The organism is Johnsonella ignava ATCC 51276 (assembly GCF_000235445.1).
GTDB classification, from domain to species: Bacteria; Bacillota; Clostridia; order Lachnospirales; family Lachnospiraceae; genus Johnsonella; species Johnsonella ignava.
Genome location: NZ_JH378829.1, coordinates 541,306 through 560,346 on the forward strand (window position 1 = coordinate 541,306; position 19,041 = coordinate 560,346).

16 protein-coding genes are annotated in these 19,041 nt (G+C 36.0%); all 16 read right to left on the bottom strand.

What is annotated here, in order from left to right:
* Nucleotides 1-158: 158 nt before the first annotated feature.
* The gene (locus HMPREF9333_RS02470) at nt 159-416 is read right to left on the bottom strand and encodes a SemiSWEET family transporter (RefSeq protein ID WP_005539542.1); all 258 of its coding nucleotides are present in this window, start codon (nt 414-416) and stop codon (nt 159-161) included.
* A gap of 325 nt (nt 417-741) precedes the next feature.
* Complete coding sequence (locus tag HMPREF9333_RS02475; RefSeq protein ID WP_005539544.1) at nt 742-1,257, bottom strand: hypothetical protein; 516 nt, start codon at nt 1,255-1,257, stop codon at nt 742-744.
* Between the two features lie 220 nt (nt 1,258-1,477).
* Entirely contained in the window at nt 1,478-1,717 is a 240-nt protein-coding gene (locus HMPREF9333_RS02480; protein WP_005539546.1) for an RNA-binding S4 domain-containing protein, read from the bottom strand.
* 3 nt (nt 1,718-1,720) lie between these two features.
* Complete coding sequence (locus HMPREF9333_RS02485) at nt 1,721-1,996, bottom strand: HU family DNA-binding protein (protein ID WP_005539547.1); 276 nt, start codon at nt 1,994-1,996, stop codon at nt 1,721-1,723.
* 130 nt (nt 1,997-2,126) lie between these two features.
* On the bottom strand, nt 2,127-5,480 hold the full coding sequence (mfd, locus tag HMPREF9333_RS02490) for a transcription-repair coupling factor (RefSeq protein WP_005539548.1): 3,354 nt from the start codon (nt 5,478-5,480) through the stop codon (nt 2,127-2,129).
* Between the two features lie 6 nt (nt 5,481-5,486).
* Complete coding sequence (gene pth, locus HMPREF9333_RS02495; RefSeq protein WP_005539550.1) at nt 5,487-6,074, bottom strand: aminoacyl-tRNA hydrolase; 588 nt, start codon at nt 6,072-6,074, stop codon at nt 5,487-5,489.
* A gap of 264 nt (nt 6,075-6,338) precedes the next feature.
* Nucleotides 6,339-7,724 carry a glycoside hydrolase family 32 protein gene (locus HMPREF9333_RS02500; RefSeq protein WP_005539552.1) on the bottom strand — a complete coding sequence of 462 codons (1,386 nt, stop codon included), beginning with the start codon at nt 7,722-7,724 and terminating at the stop codon, nt 6,339-6,341.
* Nucleotides 7,725-7,820: 96 nt separating this feature from the next.
* Complete coding sequence (locus tag HMPREF9333_RS02505) at nt 7,821-9,833, bottom strand: PTS beta-glucoside transporter subunit IIBCA (protein WP_005539553.1); 2,013 nt, start codon at nt 9,831-9,833, stop codon at nt 7,821-7,823.
* 212 nt (nt 9,834-10,045) lie between these two features.
* Nucleotides 10,046-10,318 carry a 30S ribosomal protein S18 gene (gene rpsR, locus HMPREF9333_RS02510; protein WP_005539554.1) on the bottom strand — a complete coding sequence of 91 codons (273 nt, stop codon included), beginning with the start codon at nt 10,316-10,318 and terminating at the stop codon, nt 10,046-10,048.
* A 35-nt stretch (nt 10,319-10,353) separates the two neighbouring features.
* A complete protein-coding gene (locus HMPREF9333_RS02515; protein ID WP_005539555.1) occupies nt 10,354-10,794 on the bottom strand; it encodes a single-stranded DNA-binding protein in 441 nt (146 codons plus the stop codon).
* A gap of 56 nt (nt 10,795-10,850) precedes the next feature.
* Nucleotides 10,851-11,207: a 30S ribosomal protein S6 gene (gene rpsF / locus HMPREF9333_RS02520; protein WP_005539556.1), complete on the bottom strand. Its 357-nt coding sequence runs from the start codon at nt 11,205-11,207 to the stop codon at nt 10,851-10,853.
* Between the two features lie 206 nt (nt 11,208-11,413).
* Complete coding sequence (locus HMPREF9333_RS02525; protein ID WP_040882035.1) at nt 11,414-11,968, bottom strand: hypothetical protein; 555 nt, start codon at nt 11,966-11,968, stop codon at nt 11,414-11,416.
* 7 nt (nt 11,969-11,975) lie between these two features.
* Nucleotides 11,976-12,536, bottom strand: a complete 561-nt coding sequence (locus tag HMPREF9333_RS02530; RefSeq protein ID WP_005539558.1) for a hypothetical protein — start codon at nt 12,534-12,536, stop codon at nt 11,976-11,978.
* A 428-nt stretch (nt 12,537-12,964) separates the two neighbouring features.
* Nucleotides 12,965-14,011: a hypothetical protein gene (locus HMPREF9333_RS02535; protein WP_005539560.1), complete on the bottom strand. Its 1,047-nt coding sequence runs from the start codon at nt 14,009-14,011 to the stop codon at nt 12,965-12,967.
* A complete protein-coding gene (locus HMPREF9333_RS02540; protein ID WP_005539562.1) occupies nt 14,004-15,035 on the bottom strand; it encodes a hypothetical protein in 1,032 nt (343 codons plus the stop codon). Before HMPREF9333_RS02540 ends, HMPREF9333_RS02535 begins: the two co-directional genes overlap by 8 nt.
* Nucleotides 15,036-15,047: 12 nt before the next feature.
* Nucleotides 15,048-19,007 carry an RHS repeat-associated core domain-containing protein gene (locus HMPREF9333_RS02545; RefSeq protein WP_156797234.1) on the bottom strand — a complete coding sequence of 1,320 codons (3,960 nt, stop codon included), beginning with the start codon at nt 19,005-19,007 and terminating at the stop codon, nt 15,048-15,050.
* Nucleotides 19,008-19,041 lie beyond the last annotated feature (34 nt).

Here is a 19,041-nt window from a genome sequence, read left to right on the forward strand (position 1 = left end):
AACAATCAAATCAATATCTGCTCTGCAATTTCAGTCATTTACAGTTATATAAAAAACAAGATAACACTGATGCCATTTCTATATGATTTGATCGTATAATAATAGATAATATTTCATATTCCAAACTGTGAATTATACTTCTAAAAATTTCCCACTTTCTACAAAGCACTGATTGCAGCTACAGCACCGAATACTACACCCGGTAAATTTGCTATTATGATAGGCCATTCTTTTTTCTCCTGAAAAAAGCCATAGCAGACCCATAAGGTACAGTTTATTGCTGCAACCATAGGCTGTAAAAAACCGCTTTTTTTTCCATGAAAATTATTAATTATTTGAGGAAAATAAGATATATACATAAACATAGCGGTACATGTTGCTATAGTTCCCAAAATTTCAAGTGTTCTTTTATTCATAAATTTACCTTATTTCTATATATATTACTTTTCGTACCTGGAAATTCCTCTTGAGTACGGTTTTTACTTTTATCTTCAATAATAAAACTGACAGTAGCACTTTTTAGCTTTTCTTTTTACAGAGCCCTTGCCCATCTTCATTACCCTTTCCTACAGGGAAAAAACATGCTAATGTGATGTTCATATTATACCAAAATTTTTCCATTATTTCTATAAATTACTATTAGGTTTTACTGTTAAGTAAGCGTTGGCATTTATAATTCAAGCCATGAAGTAAAAAACGATTTTTAAGTGGATTTTTTATATAAGTCTATTCAGGTAAACACTACCTTTTAATATAATACCTTCTATCAGTATTACAGTATTTTTTTACAACATGTTTCAGCAGATGATATTTTTTAAAGTATTTGAGTTTATATCCATATGCGAATATTTTAAGTACTCCGCATGATATGCTTATATTTTTCTCACTATTGTTTATCTTAAAAAGCACATTTTCATGCGGCACAAAATGCTCATACTCTCCATTAATAAAGCCCACACCCAAGCGATACAAAGCCAATGCCTCAAACTTCGGCTTTATCATAAAAAGAACGCCTCCATATACTGCAAGTGCAAGACATATAAACCGTGTGAGATTAAGCATAAGGCTTGCCATAACCGTCATGTTCTCACCGAAGATTTTCATGAATGTTCCTGATATATTACCCGAAATTACAGGCAGCTTTGTCAATACGGCAATCACTGTATATACCGCAAGAGGTATTATAATTCTCATTATTTTATAACCTGCCGAAAATTTTGTCATATCAAGCTCGTGATATGAAATCATATCTTCCATCTTTTATTATTTACCCCGTATTATAATTTAAGTTTTTTCCGTCCTCCCCCGACACCGTTTTCAATTTATAAAAGCTGTAAAACCTCTATCGTATAAACGCTATAAAGTATTATCAAAAAATATATAAAAAACCACAGTACAGACTTATAACATATATTAATAAAACTGCTGCTTACATAATATATGTTAAAAATCTAAACTGTGGTCTCTAGCCAGTAATTTAAAGATATTCAAAAAGTTCCTTTGCATCATCTTTTTTCACTGCGGCATTCAAGCTAACTACCCTGACTTTTGTAGTTTTGGCACCGAATCTGATCTCAATTACATCTCCGACCTTAACCTCCTGTGAGGCTTTGGCAGTTTTCTCATTTATTAAAACTCTGCCGGCATCACAGGCTTCATTGGCAACAGTACGCCTTTTTATAAGCCTAGAAACTTTAAGAAATTTATCCGCTCTCATTAATTACTTATTAACCGAATCCTTAAGTGCCTTTCCTGCTTTAAATTTCGGAACTGTGCAAGCCGGGATCTTAATCGCTTTTTTTGTCTGTGGATTTATACCTGACCTCGCCGGTCTTTTTGAAACTTCAAAAGTTCCAAAACCTACAAGCTGGATTTTCTCACCTTTTGAGAGTTCCTTTGTTACCACCTCCGTAAATGCCTTAAGCGCAGCTTCAGAGTCCTTTTTACTAAGTTCCGCCTTCTCAGCAATTGCTGTAATCAATTCTGATTTGTTCATGAACTAATTCCTCCTAAATTAATACCTAATTAATTAATAGTTTATAGCTATTACTTTATATCCTTTTTAAAGACATTTGTCAAGCTGTTTAAGTATATTAATTAGAAAATTAATATTAATTCAATAAAATTCATGCTTTTTTCAGAATCTGCATGCCTTTAAGCAGCTCCATACAGCCGTCAATGTCCGCCTCTGCAAGACTGTTTTTGTGTACAGGATAAAGCTTCCATATAGTTTTTTCTCCTATGTTTATACGCAGCCGCCCTTTATATTTATCAACTATTGACTGTATACAGCCGGTATCTATATCATCACAGGCTTCATCCGTATGCATGGTAAGTTGTATAAAATCCCTTTTTATATCGACCTCACCTATATAAAGCTTTGAGGCTTCAGACTTTATAACTGCACTTTTAAGCAGGTTCAAAACCGAATGCGGTATTTCACCAAACCTGTCTATAAGTTCATCCTGCATGTCAAACAGATCTTCTTCAGTTTCAATCAGAGAAATCCTTTTATATATATCAAGCTTTTGTTCTTCATCTTTAATATATTCATAGGGTATATATGCATCGGCTTCAAGCTCCACAACGGTCTTAGGCACATTCCGTGTATATGTATCTCCTTTAAGTACATTTACCGCAGTATTTAAAAGTTTGCAGTAAAGTTCATAGCCCACGGCTTCCATATGCCCGTGCTGATCCTTGCCCAGTACATTACCTGCACCCCTTATCTCAAGATCCCGCATAGCAATCTTTATACCGCTTCCAAGCTCTGTAAATTCCTTTATAGCCTTAAGCCTTTTTTCCGCCTCCTGTGTAAGCAGTTTATCACGCCTGTACATCATAAATGCATATGCTGTACGGCTGCTTCTTCCTACCCTGCCTCTTAACTGGTAAAGCTGTGAAAGTCCCATCTTATCTGCATCATATATTATGATTGTATTTACATTCGGTATATCTATACCCGTTTCTATAATTGTAGTTGATACAAGTACATCTATATCGCCTGAAATAAAATCAAGCATTATATTCTCAAGCTGCCTCTCTTCCATCCTGCCATGTGCATAAGCTGTATTTATATCGGGAAGAAGCTGTTTAATCCTATCTGCCACTTCCTGTATACCGTCTATTCGATTATAAACAAAATATACCTGACCGCCTCTCATAATCTCACGCTTTACGGCTTCCTTTACTATCTCATCATGGTATTCCATAACATATGTCTGTATAGGCTTTCTGTCAAGCGGAGGTTCTGAAAGCATATTAAGATCTCTTATACCTGCAAGACTCATATGCAGCGTTCTGGGTATCGGTGTTGCGGTAAGAGTAAGAACATCAACATTTTCTCTAAGTTTTTTCAGTTTTTCCTTATGCCTTACTCCAAATCTCTGCTCCTCATCTATCACAACCACACCCAGTGCTTTGGGCTGCAAACTTTTTGAAAGTACACTATGTGTTCCTATAACTATGTCTACAAGCCCTTTATTAAATTCATTAATTGTCTTTTTTTTCTGAGATGCACTTATAAATCTGCACATAAGATCTATCCTTACAGGAAAGTCCTTCATTCTTTCTTTAAAGGTATTATAATGCTGCTTTGCAAGTATAGTAGTAGGCACAAGATATATAACCTGTCTGCTTTCCTGTACAGCTTTAAAAGCAACTCTTAAAGCCACCTCGGTCTTTCCGTAGCCGACATCTCCGCATACAAGCCTGTCCATGATCCTGCCGCTTTCCATATCATGCTTGGCATCTTCTATCGCCTTTATCTGATCCTCGGTTTCCTCAAAGGGAAACATCTCTTCAAATTCTCTCTGCCACACCGTATCAGGCGAATAGGTGAAGCCTTTTCCCTTAAGTCTTGCGGCATAAAGCTCTACCAGATCCTTTGCCATAGCTTCAACAGCGGTTTTTACTTTTCCCTTGGTTTTAACCCATTCTCTGCCGCCTATCTTATTTATCCTCGGATGTTTAGCCTGAGCATCAGCGTATTTTTGTATGATATCAAGTCTTGAAACAGGTATCATCACATTTGCATCACCTGCATACTCTATCTTTATATAGTCCTTTATGGCACCGTCAAGCTCAACTTTTTCAATCCCGTGGTAAATACCTATACCATAGTCTTCATGTACTACATAATCACCCGGATTTAATTCATTTAATGATGAAAGTGCAGTTTTTGATTTTTTACTTTTCTTAATCCGGTTTTTTCTTGCTTTTTTCCCGAATATATCGCTTTCGGAAATAACTATAAATTTAATATTCGGATATTCAAAACCGCTGTGTATATTGCCGTATACCACCATTATATGTCCCGGCTGTATATCCGTCTCCATAGCGTTTTCCATATAAAAAGCCGACAGCCCGTACTCGGTAAGGCTCTGTGCAAGTCTTGCCGCCCTTGTCCTTGATGCCGTCATAAGCACCACCCTGTACTTTTCATATTTAAACTTTTTTAAATCCTCTATAAGCAGCTCAAATGAATTATGGTATGCCGGTATCTGCCTGCTTTCTATTGAATAAACAGCCTTTATATTCATAAAGGAAAGTCTGTTGTCCAGTATAGTAAGGCATACAGGAGAAGCGGATTTTAATAAATTCATAACAGCGGCCGATGAGAAAATCTCAGGTACACGATTCGCCTCTATCTGCCCAGCTTCTATACGTCCTGCCATACCTTCTTTAAATTCATTTTCGATAAACTCCGCTTTTTCAATTACCCTATGCGGTTCATCTATAAATATCAGGCTTTTTTCGAGATTCCAATACTCTAAAAAAGACATTTTCCCGTCAGTATGCAGTTCTTTTGCAGGGTAAATGTCAACTTCGGATATATTTTCAATTGAACGCTGGGTTTCTATATCAAAACTCCTGATTGAATCTATCTCATCACCCCACAGCTCAAGTCTAACCGGCATATCCTCAGTAAGCGGAAATATATCTATAATCCCTCCCCTTACTGCAAACTGACCGGTGCCTTCAATTTCAGAATTTCTCTCATAACCAAATACTGCAAGTTTTTTACAAAGACTGTCAAGATCTACAATATCAGCATCCTTTAGTTTTATTACTTCGTCTTTAAAATATTCATAACCGATAAGTTTATCCATAAGGGCATCTACGGTAGTTACAACTATGCCTTCCTCATCAAGCACCATATGTTTCCAGACATCTATCCTCCCCTTTGTTATAAGGTGATTTCTTATATCCGCATCAAAAAAAAGCATGTCTTTTGCAGGATATAGAAATGTGCACTGATTAAAAGAGGATATATCTTCATATATCCTCTCTGCCCTGTTTTCATCATAGCTAACTACCAGCCTCCACGGTCTTTCATCCTTTAAAATTTCCGATATGAAATACGATTTTGCCGTATCCGCCAGACCACATATCTGAAGCGAACCACAGCTTTCTTTAATATGCTTTTTTATAAGTTCATAATCCGCAAGCTGCAAAAGAGGATTTTTAAATAAACTCATCGCTTTTTACAAATCCTCTTTTTCCCCGGCTTTTACTTTTTTATTAAATACATTCATAGCTCTGTCAGCCTCACCTGATATAAGAAGCTCAATAGCTGAAACTGCATTGCTGTATGCTTCATCTAAAAGTACACTTTCCGCCCTGGTAAACTTTCCCAACACATAGCCTGAAAGAGTCTTTCCATCTTCCTTTCCTATACCTATCTTCACCCTTGCAAAAACATTACCGCTTATACAGTATATGATTGATCTCATGCCATTATGTCCGCCTGAGCTTCCTCTAAGCCTTACCCTTATCTGCCCCGGCATAAGGTTTACATCATCAAATACTACAATCAAATCACTCGGCTTAAGCTTATAGTAATGAAGTGCCTTTGCTATCGCCTCACCGCTCCTGTTCATATAAGTCTGAGGTTTCATAAGCAGCACTCTCTCATTGCCCATAAATCCGCTTCCACAGATCGACTTATGTTTAACTTCATTTAACGGGATTTCATATTTGAATGCCAGCCTGTCTATAGCATCAAAACCCGCATTATGTCTGGTGTTTTCATATCCTCTTCCTGGATTTCCTAAACCTGCTATAATTTTCAACCAAATCTCCCTTCTTCCGCAACTATGCGGTACTGCAGTTTCATTATTTTTATTATCTTAAATACGGCTGCCGCAGCAAAATACTTATATATTTTTCTTTCCGTGGTTTTAAGTCTGGCTGTAATACCACAGTTATTTTATATAAATATCTTTATAGCGGCAGCTTATATCTGTGCAGTCAATTTCTAATTATATAGTTTTTAAACATTTTTATCAATAAGTTTTCTTAAAAAAAAGCTTGCTTCCTCTTTAAATAAACAGCTTTCAGCCACTAATCTCATATATTTCTATATTGAAACTTCCTTTACAGTTTATCTCTTTATAGTTTTCAGGATAATATCTTGTACTGAGCACACCGCTTGTATCATTTACAAATATTTCGGCACATGAAGCATCAAGAAATATATCAATTTTTTTAAGTTCATTTTTTTGTAGAGGCAGCACCCTTTTTGTTCTGCCGTAAGCACTTTTATTTTTATCTGTATGTATAAGCACAAATTCACCTGACGGTACATCATAAATAAGTTCAAGAGTATCAAATATACTTATACCGAAGCCTGCGTTATTGCCTATATCTATATCTGATATATTTATTTCAAGGCACGGGTTTTCAGTTTCAAAACTCAGCATACCCTCAGATCTTAACACTTTATGCCCTTTTCTCAGTTTTTTATACTCACGTGCCGGCACCTGCACTATCCTACCGTGTTTTAAATTAAGCTCTCTGAACATACTCATACAGTGCTGCCAGCCGTACTTGACCGTAGGATTTGTATATTGTGCATCCGGCATACCCATCCATGCAAGCATAAGTCTTCTGCCATCATGCTCAAAAGTCTGCGGTGCATAAAAGTCAAAGCCTGAATCAAACTCTGTATAGTTTCCAAGTGTACATCTGCCTCTGAAATCACCGTTTATTATAAAATATCCGCTTGAGTACACATTCTGATATCTGTGCCTCTCACTTTTAAGCCCCTGAGGAGATACGGCAAGTATAAAACTGCCGCCAAGTTCAAATAGATCCGGACACTCCCACATATATCCGAACTGCTCCTTGGTACTTAGAGTATTTATAAATTTCCAGCTACTTAAATCCTCACTTTCATACACAAGAACCTGTCCTCTGTTTTGTTTTGTCCTTGCACCTATAACCATATAGTATTTACCGTCATATTTAAATACTTTAGGATCCCTTACATGGCATGTCAGCCCCTCAGGATAATCTCTATTATATAAGAGAGGGAGCTTTTTATCAATTTTCATGCCGTCAGTGCTCACTGCCATAACGGTATTATGCTCTCTGCCTGAATTTATATAGTCATAGTCCCCTTTATGTTTTACATTGCCTGTATAAAAAAGATACATTTTATCATTTTCTATAAGGGCTGAACCTGAATATACACCGTTTCTGTCATAAGGCTGATCAGGTTTCATCATTACAGGACATTCTTCCCAGTTAAGAAGATCTCTACTTCTATAATGCCCCCAACACTTAAGACCGCCCTCAGGACTATCCGGTACATACTGATAAAACACATGATAGTAACCGTTAAAAAAACATAATCCGTTCGGATCATTAAGCCAGCCTGACGGAGGTATAATATGATACCCCGGCTTCCATAAATCACATTTTGAAACAGAATTTTTCATGCAAATTTCCCTTTACTTTATTCTATATTTTAACTTATACACTGAACATACATACTGTCATGTAGATAAATACCGCTTATCATAAATGCCGCTTATTTAAGCCTGCTTTATAAGCTCAAATATATTATCTCCAAATTCTATTTGCCCCTGAGGAGCCGTTTTAATATCTGCATATTCAAAACTGTTTGTGATTATAACAGGAGTTATTATAGGATACCCCTCTTTTTTTATAGCTTCAATATCAAATTTTAAAAGTTCATCACCCTTTTTAAAGGTATCGCCCATTGAAACCTTTGCTTCATAATGTTTTCCGTTTAAATTTACTGTATTAATACCTACATGCACTATAAGCTCTACACCGTTTTTAAGTTTAAACCCTACCGCATGTCCCATAAGTGCAACCACAGTTCCGTCATCAGGTGCCGTTACAATACCCTCTTCAGGTATTATAGCAATTCCTTTTCCTAAAATCCCTGCTATAAATGTCTGATCATTTGTTTCTTCCATAGAAACGATTTTTCCCTTCAACGGAGAGCCGATCTCTGAAACTGAATCAGCGGTATTTTCATCTTTTGTATTATTATCTTCATTTTCAATTTTTTGCACATCAGACTTTTCCGGTATATCGGTGCCTTCAGTACTTTGTACATTTTTTACAGCAGTATGTGCAGCATATGTATTATTTGTATCAGATGCCTCTTTTTTATTTTTATCAATCAATGAAGCCGGTGTAATCATCCATGATACGGCAAATGCCACACCCATTGAAATTGCAAACATAATTATATAGGATAATGGTGCATGCAGACATAAAAGTATGCCAAATATACCTGTAACTCCTGTTGCAGTGGCACCAAGCCCCACGATGGAAGCGTACATCGCACCGCATGCTCCGCCTATACATCCTGCTATAAAAGGTCTGAAATATCTTAAATTTACACCAAATATGGCAGGTTCGGTTATTCCTAAAAATGCGGAAAGCGAGGACGGAAAACTTAATCCCTTAAGTTTTTTGTCCGAAGTTTTCACACCTACCGCAAGACATGCCGCACCCTGTGCTATATTACATGCTGAAGCCAGCGGCAGCCAATAGGTAAATCCAAACTTATCAATCTGTCCGAGATCTATTATTGTATACATATGATGTATACCCATAACTACCGTAGGTGCGTAGAATATACCCATTATAAATGAACCTATGCCGAACGGAATGGTTATAAGCTGCTGAACCTTTTCAAGTATACCGTTTTCTACAAATACAAATACAGGACCTATGGCGGCAAGGGCAAGATAGCCTGCCGCAAATATTGAAACGAGAGGAGTTACAAAAAGATCTATTGCAGCCGGTACTACCTTATGCAGTCTCTTTTCAATCTCCGACATAACCCATACCGATATCATAATAGGGATTACATGTCCCTGATAACCCACGCTTTCAACCTGCCATAAACCGAAAAATACCGACTGCTTAGGTATAATTCCCCCTTTATCGATTATACTTGCAACATCCCATGCATTGGTAAGACTGGGATGTATCATAATCATGCCCATCACCGCACCTAAAAACGGATTGCCGCCAAAAACCTTTGCGGCTGAAAAACCTATAAGTATAGGCAGAAATGTATATGCAGTATTTGAAAACATATTTGCATATACATACAGTGATGAGGAGGTATCTATATTCCAGCCATAAGTTTTTATAAGGTAGTCAAGCGTATTCATAATACCCATAAGCAATCCGCTTGCAACTATAGCCGGAATTATAGGTACAAATATGTCTCCAAGTGTTTTTATAGTTTGTTGAAACATATTTGTCTTTGCTGCAGCAGCCTGCTTTACATCCTCTTTTGTAGCTGCCGAGATACCTGTAAGTGAGGCAAATTCCTCATAAACTTTATTTACTATGCCTGTTCCAAATATTATCTGAAGCTGCCCGGAAGCCTCAAAAACTCCTTTTACACCTTCAACTTCTTCTAAAGCTTCCTTATTGCTTTTTGTATTGTCGGCAATTACCAGTCTAAGCCTTGTCGCACAATGTGCCGCCGATACTATATTGTCTTTGCCCCCTATGCCTTCAAGAACGCCTTTTGCCGCCTGCCTGTAATCCATGACTATCCTCCTTTATTATACTGATTTTTCTTACTTTTACTGATTATACATTTTTTTTGTTAAAATGTCTGCGAAAATATGCATATAACATATGTAGAATAAATTCAAATAAAAAACGCTATTTTGTTAGTTTTTAACATAAAAATGCCGGGATACCGTAAACTTTCCAAAACGATATCCCGGGCAAATTAATTACATCCAGATTTATTCAATTATTCACATACATATGGCAAAAGTGCTATATGTCTTGCTCTCTTAATTGCAGTAGTAAGCTCTCTTTGATGCTTCGCACAACTTCCGGTAATACGGCGAGGAAGTATCTTTCCTCTCTCGGATATAAACTTTTTGAGATATGCCGTATCCTTATAATCAATAACCTTATCATCTTCACTGCAATAAGTGCAAAGCTTTTTTCTCCTGCGCATCCCGCCTCCGGGTCTTCTGCTTCTTAAACCCTCGGACTTATCAGACTTGTTAAATGCCATCTAAATGTTCCCCTTTCATTTTACTTATTACTTAACTAATTAAACGGAAGTCCCTCGTCCTCGACTCCGTCCGGAATATTCATAAATCCGTCATTATTTACCTGCACCGGCTTTGCATGCTCCGCATAAGTATTGCCCGGCGCCGTACCTGCCTTGCTGTCGGCAAATTCCTGTTCTTCAATTATAACTTCAGTTGTATAAACCTTCACGCCTTCTTTATTGGTATAACTTCCGGTCTGTATACGTCCTGATATAAGTACCCTCATTCCCTGACGAAAATACTTTTCTGCAAACTCACCTGATTTATCAAATGCGACACATGGTATAAAATCGGCAGTCTGTTCACCGTCATTTGAAACACGTCTCCTCCTGTCAACCGCAAGTGTATACCTTGCAACCGCCATAGAACGTTCTCCGGTTGAATATCTTACTTCAGGATCTCTAGTAAGCCTACCCATCAATATAACTTTATTCATAAAATTCTACCTCTCTTAAATTAAATCCGGCTCCTGCTTAACAACCAACACCTGACCTAGACTTGAGTCTCAGTTTCCTGTTCTGTATTAACTCTTGCTTTTTTCTTTTTAGCTTTAGCTTTTTCTTCGCACTTTACAATTAAATATCTCACAACAGGTTCCATTATACGCAAATGTGCCTCAAGCTCATTCGGACATTTTTTATCTTCAGACTCAAACTGTATAAAGTAATAAAACCCTTCTTTCATTTTATTGATTTCATAGGCAAATCTCTTTTTTCCCCAATCATCAATATTGGCAATCTTCCCGCCAAAATCAGCGATATATCCCTTTACCTTTTCAAGAGCTGCATTTTTAGCCTCTTCTTCAAGTCTGGCATTAAGTACAAGTGCCAGCTCATATTTTACTGTCATACTTACCTCCTTATGGTCTTTTTAGTTACAGCCTTATCATCCGTAATTACTGCGGATAAACAAACCGGCTGCTAAATTTAGGCCTCTACTTTTTGTAGAAGCAAGGTTATGTGCCACAGACGGTTATTTTACCAAATTATCAGCTGCAATGCAAGCATTTTATAAATACTGCCTGAACAGGTTAAAAATCAACCTGCAAAAAGTCTTCATTCTTCTAAATAAATTTTAACTATCCCAACAATTCCGGAATATATGCTTCCTCTCAAATAATTGTTTCCATCAAAATAGTCTTTTATTTTTCTTGAATTAATAAAGTACAAAATCCACATAATATCCCATGCAATCGGTAATCCTATGAATAATAAAGAAGTTTTTGAATTCCCATGAGAAAACCAAATAATTAAAATTCGAGGAATATTTGTAAATATAATCTTTTTTTCAAAATATCTGAAAAAATCACTTTTTCTTGAAATCAATCCCCAAACTGTATTGCTTGAAAAATAAGCCTCCATAATCCCATATATGACCAAAGGTCCCCCAAAGAATAATGCAAACACCAGTATTACGATATCGCTTATTATCATATCTGCAAAGTAAAAAAACCTAAAGTAGAACCAAAAAAACACTATGGAAACAAATGCAATTGTCAATATGTTATATAGTATAAATATCCAGGTCAATTTTATATCTGATATTTTATGGTTATTAATATTTTGGGAATAATCTCTATTATAATATTTGTTTTTCTGCTCTTCTAACATTAAAGAATTAAAACCCCCAGTTGTTTATTTGATAATAATACCAATGATTTATTATTTTTTCTGTATAATATTCTTTTTCCTTTTCGTCAATATAGCCGTTTCCATTAACTATAAGCCGATCTTCATCATCACTTTGCCATGCTCTGGGCTTGTCATCCTCAGTATAATAAAATCCATACCCGTAAGCAATATTACTTCGCTTCATCAATGAAAACTCAACATATATTCTTTTCTCGTTGTTTGCATACAAGTTACTTACTTTATAATTGTAAAATATTTCATTCAATAATTCATTGTTATAATTTGTATAATACTTACTTGTTTCAGTATAATAGTCAATACTAATACGTTTTTTGTCAAAAAATTCTTTGCTGTTTACAAGGCTATTTACAAGTTTATCTAATTTTGCTTCGTCTTTTATAACATACTGAATAAGTTTTTCTTTAGAGTTTATATGGTATCTTCCGTTTTCGTATATGCTATATCTAATTACCTGTATAATTATACAAAGCATAAAAAATAACAATACTACATGACCTGCATTTAAAGTGCTTTTTCTTTCATACATTTATTTTATACTATAAGCCTTTCCATAAAATTTATATCTTGCAGCTATCTAAGGAGATATCGATTAAATCGGTATTCTTTTAGATAGCTGTATAGATATATATGAATTGAAATACATAGGAATTGTATAAAGTTTCTGTGATTGCCCAAATGAAATTCCTAATATTTTTTATATTTTTTTCTAAACATGTTATATATTTCCCAGCTTTAAAACACTTGTCTGGTTTTCCGACAACTTTTAAACAGTCTTTATTTGAAATTCATGTTGCTGTTCATATAAAACCTTATTTAGTAAACTTCTATTTTTTAAATGTGCTTCACTGTCAGGTTTTAAATATTTCTCTATTATAGAAATCTCTTCCTGCTTTTATAGCTTCTATATCTTCAGGAATATCTCCAAAATTTGGAAATAACTAAAATACAGGCAAATCAGATACCATATCTCCTATTCGGATAATACATTTGCCAAAAATATATAATTCTGTCATCCATAGGTATTTCCGTTATCCTCAGCGCTGCCTCCGGATCATATTCTTTCAGAACTTCCTTAAGCCTGTCATCTCCTGTAAAACCGTCAGATTTATTTTCCGCCTTTGATTTGTCAAATGAATACCTCGCATTGTTTACCCAGTCTTTCTCATATTTGAATACCTTTGCCGATTTAACACAAAACATACCGTCATCATTAACTTTAATATCTGCCTCTACAAGATATCCTTCTATGCCCTTTGGTTCAGACATATAGCATATTCTGCAGCCACCTTCATACTCATCTTTTTTCAGTATTATATTTATATGCTTTAATTTATCAGGTGCATATTTGAAATCATCACTGTTTTCTAAAGCCTCTTCTATACTGTCGAAATACTCATCTTTTCTATGTTCATTTGAAAAATATTTGTGGGCATCAAGCACCATTAAATGTTTCTTTGGGGGAAAATCTGAATCTGATAACCTATAATAAAAAATACCTGAATTTACTATATTATATCCCATACCGTCTTCTTTTAATAAAGAATCGTATTTTTTTTCAGCCTTTCTTCTATCTCTAAATGGCAAATAATAATATGAACCCAAGTAATAAGTACTAGTATGTTTAAATTTATCCGGAAAATCATCTTCTTCTAAAACATATTTAGGATTAATTTTTCTTCCATTTTCCAATTCCACGGCAGGGCCACCTATAGTGCTATCATTATAATCAATTGGTATAGGAATAATAAAATATTTATATTTTCTTATCTCCTTTAATCTAAAATTATATTTACTCAGCATAAAGTCATTGACCTTATCCATTTCTATAACCGCTTTTTGATCTTCCATTATATACAGTATGGTTTCTCTTATATTATGTATAGCGAAAAAAACAGATGTAATTAATACAAATATAAAGAGACATTTATATAATAATCTTAATATAAATGGAGTTGTTTTATCTTTCTTATTTATCGAGTTTTCATTTTTTGTACTATTCATTTTTTACCTCCGCTATGCTTATATCAAGTGAATCAACACCTCTATCAAGCAAAATATTGTTATAGTACCAGAAATATAAATTTTCTCCATTATATATTACATTTTCTATACTGTCAGGAGATTTTCCATCTATTTTAAGGCTAAAAACCAGATCCTTATCTGTTATTCCGCAATAAAAGCCGCTCTTTCCGCCGCCTGCCTTTATTTTATCCTTTATATATTTTATAAATTCATCTTCCCGATTTTCATACGAGCTAAGCACACGTTCAGCTTTTTCCACAAAATATCGATACCATATCCCGGAACCGATATTGCTTATATCATACCAATATTTCGGAACTTTGAGATCATACCCAACCAGTATTATATCCTGTTTTTCTCCTTCTTTTTCTGTTACTACGGCATCACAAATCGGATGCCTTGTCATGGATGAGTCTGTATAAGTTTCTGTATATAAATCAATATCGGTCTTTATATTCCCTCTATATCCCATAATTAAGTTCATAGCCGGATCATTTAAAAGGGCTGCATCCTCAGTACCATAACCAGAATCCGTCATTATCCAGTAATCAATCCCCTCAAATTTTTGCATTTCTTCAAACCAGTTACATGTAATCTGCAGCATTTCTTTTACATCTTCATCAGTACCATTATATTCAAAATATCCGTATTTCATTCCGGGTATATCATAGGTATCCTTAGAAAACGGAATACATAAAGCGTTATTATGGTACAGAACTTTTTCACAATTCATTGCATATACTTCACAGTTCCATCCCGGAGTAAGCTCGTAGCAGTTCCCCTGTAAAAAGGGAACTGCCGACTTGTTTTCTGAAAATGATATTTTGAAATTTGTCTGCAGAAAATGCTTAACTTCCATGCTGTGAGCATTGCTGTAAAGTATTAAATTAATAAAATGAAATAAAAATGCAATAGAAGCCATTATTAATATAAATTTCTCAAGTTTTGTCCCTGAAGATATCCTTTTTAAAACCTTGTTAAAAATTTTTTTTAAATATTTCATGTTATTTTTACCTTACTTTATTCTATTTGATTGTTCAGTGAGAATAGAATTATATATATCATTACGTTTGCTCCTTGAATAGTAATCACGATCATTTATGTCCTCAAATAACTCATATCCAATGCCCTTCCCCTTAGACATATGCTTTAAAACCCTCATACTTATATCTTTATCAGATAATTTTTTTGTGGCTGCAGCTGAAATCAAATTGTATCCTATAGCATTATTTTTATAGTCCATTTTTGCTGCTGAATCATTATTCCCGTTTTCATGGGCATCAGTCCACTTTTTAACTTCATTATTGACTATTTCATCAACAAATTCATCATATGTTTTCCCGCTGTAGTCATATTTCGTTCCATAAATCAAAGGCGCTTTGGATGCTTCTGCCGGAGTAATACTTAAATATATCATTCTTTTTTCATCATTTGTTTTATCAAATAAAGTATACACTTTTCCACTTCTACATGTATATTCTTCATGATAGCTATTAGCATAAAATTGTCTTGCATAATAATTCTTAAGTACAGCATTCCAGTATATATGATGATAGGCATTAGCTATAGTATTATCATCCAAATTGGCTCTATAATTTTTACTGGTAAATGGTAAATATAGATCCTTATTATTATCATCATTATCTAATATTTTCTTAAGTTTTTCACCAAATATCTTATCAGTGTATTCTATTGATGTGTCTGCCGCCTTCATATATTCCCATCCCAAATCAGAAGATTTATTTACAAGTTTTTTCTCTTCATTATTAAGCGAATGATTCGTTATTTCAGGTACAATATGAACTAAATGATTTGAATATGCTTCAAAAGGTCCATATCCTCTTGCATACCCGCTCGGATCGGTATATTTCTGCGGATCCCCCATACAATACTCATACCAGTTAAGCCCGTCTTTGATAGGATCTATTGATGTAAACCTTTTATCGTCAGCTGAGTACATCCTTGCCTTTGCATAGTACAGTCCCGATATATTGTCATATCTGTGTCCCGTATAACTTGGCACTGCCAGTATACTTTTTTCAAATCCGGCTTTTGTATATGTATTTACAGCTTCTCCCCATGCATTATAGTATGTTCCGGATACAACCTCACCTTCAGTATCCTTTGCCATAACTGTACTGCCGAGTCTGTCCTTGGTAAGACAGTACAGACGATAGTCTGCATATGTTCCTGCTTCTCCCTCCGGACCGTATACATGAGTGATCTTTTCACCGAAGCCGCCTCCAAATATGTGTTCAATGAAAGGCATGTCTATATCGGATATATAGTTTGGAGTAAAATCCGAATATCCGGATCTTACCAGATGTCCAAGAGCATCATATCTGTAATCAATATCTCCGGCTTTTGCAGACGCCTTTATCATCCGTCCGGCTGCACCGTATTTATAGGATGCGACCGTTTCGCCGCCTTCTTTCAAGCTTATAAGGTTTCCTTTTTTGTCATATTCATAATTAAATACTGAATCTGATGTCTGTCTGCCTGAAAGTGTACCAACAGCAGAGCCTATGCCCAAGTCTATAGCTGAATCCGGGTTTATACCGGCAGTTGAACCTGCACTTTGCTTATTTTCTTTTGAAGTACTTTGCACCTTTTTAGTCAGCTGATTTAAGCTGTTATATTCGTAGCGTGTATTTACAGGTGCACTTTTTCCTGAACCCTCCTCATATTCATTTACTATATTTCCGAATCCGTCATAGGAATATCTGCTTCTTTTGGGAGCGGCTCCAAGTATATATTCCTCTATAAGCCTGTTGTTTTTATCATACTTATATTCGGACTCAATTTTTACACCGCTTAAATTCTCAGTCTTATTTTTAAGATTGCCTGTGCTGTCATACTGATATATACCCGACTGTATGCCGTCTATATCAACTTTTACAAGCCTTCCCATAGAATCATAGCTTCTTTGCTCAACACTTTTATCTGGCTTTGTAATCCTTGTTATTTCTCCGGCTGCATTATACTCATAGGAAAATTTAAAAGTATCGTTTTGCATGCCTTTATTTTCTATGCCTGTCATCCTTCCCATACTGTCATAGGTATAGTGTGTTTTCAGCATAAAACCGTCAACCATGGTTACATTACCGACAGGGTCATATTCATAGCGTACGCCTCCTGCATATGAGCCCGCCTGTGTCATCCTCCCAAGTGCATCACGTGTAAAGTTTGTATTTCCGGTCGGATCCGTATATCCTATAAGCCTGTTGTCTCCGTCATAGGTAAATGTATTTATACTGCCGTCCGGATAAACCGTCTTTGTAAGATTCGCATTCGGATCATACTCATATGATGTGATACCGCCCTCTTCATCGGTCTTTTTGATTAGATTGCCGACAGAGTCATACTCATAGGATACCGTATTTCCCATAGCATCCGTTCTTTTTACAGGACGGTTAAGTACATCATACTCATATGATGTTATCTGAGTTTTTTGAGCCTGAGCTTTTGAGTTTTGTATATTTTTAAAACTCTCGGCAAAGCCTGCCGTACCTGCTATGCTATTCATATCCGCCGCTTCCGCTGCACCTTTCATGCCTGACATACCCGGTATACCTGCAAAGGTGGTACTTTCACTGTTTCCCTTAAGTATTATCTTTGTAAGATTTGAATTTTTATCATATTCATAGAATGCCGTGTTTCCAAGGGGATCCTTTTCAAAAGTCTTATTTCCTAAAGCATCATATCCGTATTCCCATCTGTTTCCCGCTTCATCTGTCAGTGCCTCAAGATTTCCCGCTCTGTCATATGAATATATCCTGCTTGTACCGTCAGAATTTATACAGGCACTTATACGGTTTAGAGCATCATATGTATATGAGGTTGCATTTCCCATACCGTCGATAACCTTTATAAGGTTAAGGTTTTCGTCATACTCAAAGCTTTTGGTGCTTTCATCGGGATAGGTTATCTTATCAATAACTCCTCCCGTTGTATATGAATACTTTGTGGTATTTCCTGCTTCGTCGGTCCGGGCAGAAAGCCTGTCCGCCCCGTCATAGACGTATTTAACTATACCTCCTGCGGCATTTGTCTCTTCAGTAAGATTTCCTGCCGGGTCATAGGCATATCTGTCATATCCCATAGTACGGTTGGCTTTTGATACAATCCTTCCCGCCCTGTCATATTCACGTTTTGCAGGATTGTCTCTTGCATCAACCTCATACATAATAAGGTTTCTGCGGTCATATCCGTATCTTGTAAGGTTTCCGGCGGCATCATATATCTCTGTTAAATTAACACCGCTATAGTTGAATTTTGTTGTGTTTCCTGCAGCATCTGTCTGACTTGTCAGTCTGCCAAGTCCGTCATAGCTATATGAGGTTACACCGCCCTTCGGATCGGTCGTTGAAGTCAGTCTTCCTGCAAGGTCATATGACATGGAGGTTTTTGCACCTGAAGCATCAATTTTAAAAATCAATCTTCCTGAACTGTCATAACCGTAAGAAGTTGTATTTCCGGCTGCATCCGTCTCTGAAAGTATCCTTCCCATAGGATCTCTTTTTATTATTTCAGCTCTTCCGAAAGCATCGGTTGTTTTTATCAGATTGCCTGCAGGATCGTACTCATATGATGTCGAATATCCTCTTGCATCGGTTTCTTTTATACGCCTTCCAAGACTGTCATACTCATATAATATTCCCTTTTGTGCTCCGTCATTTATTATGCCTGTAAGCTGTCCGGCTTCATTATAGCTGTATGAAACTCCTGCACCTGAGCCCTCCGACATATGAAGCGGATTTCCAAGTATACCGTATTCAAAGCTGCTTTTATGACCGTTTGCATCCGTTATACCTGTAAGTTTACCGTTTCCGTTATATTCATAAAGTATCTTTGCCCCTGTCGGGTCGGTTACGCTATCAAGTTTTCCTGCCGCAGTATATGTATATGTCTGTGTACATCCGTCAATACTCTTTGAAATAAGTCTGCCTGCCGGATCATAACTGCATGTATTCATTCTTCCTTCACGGTCAATATAGCTTATTGCATTA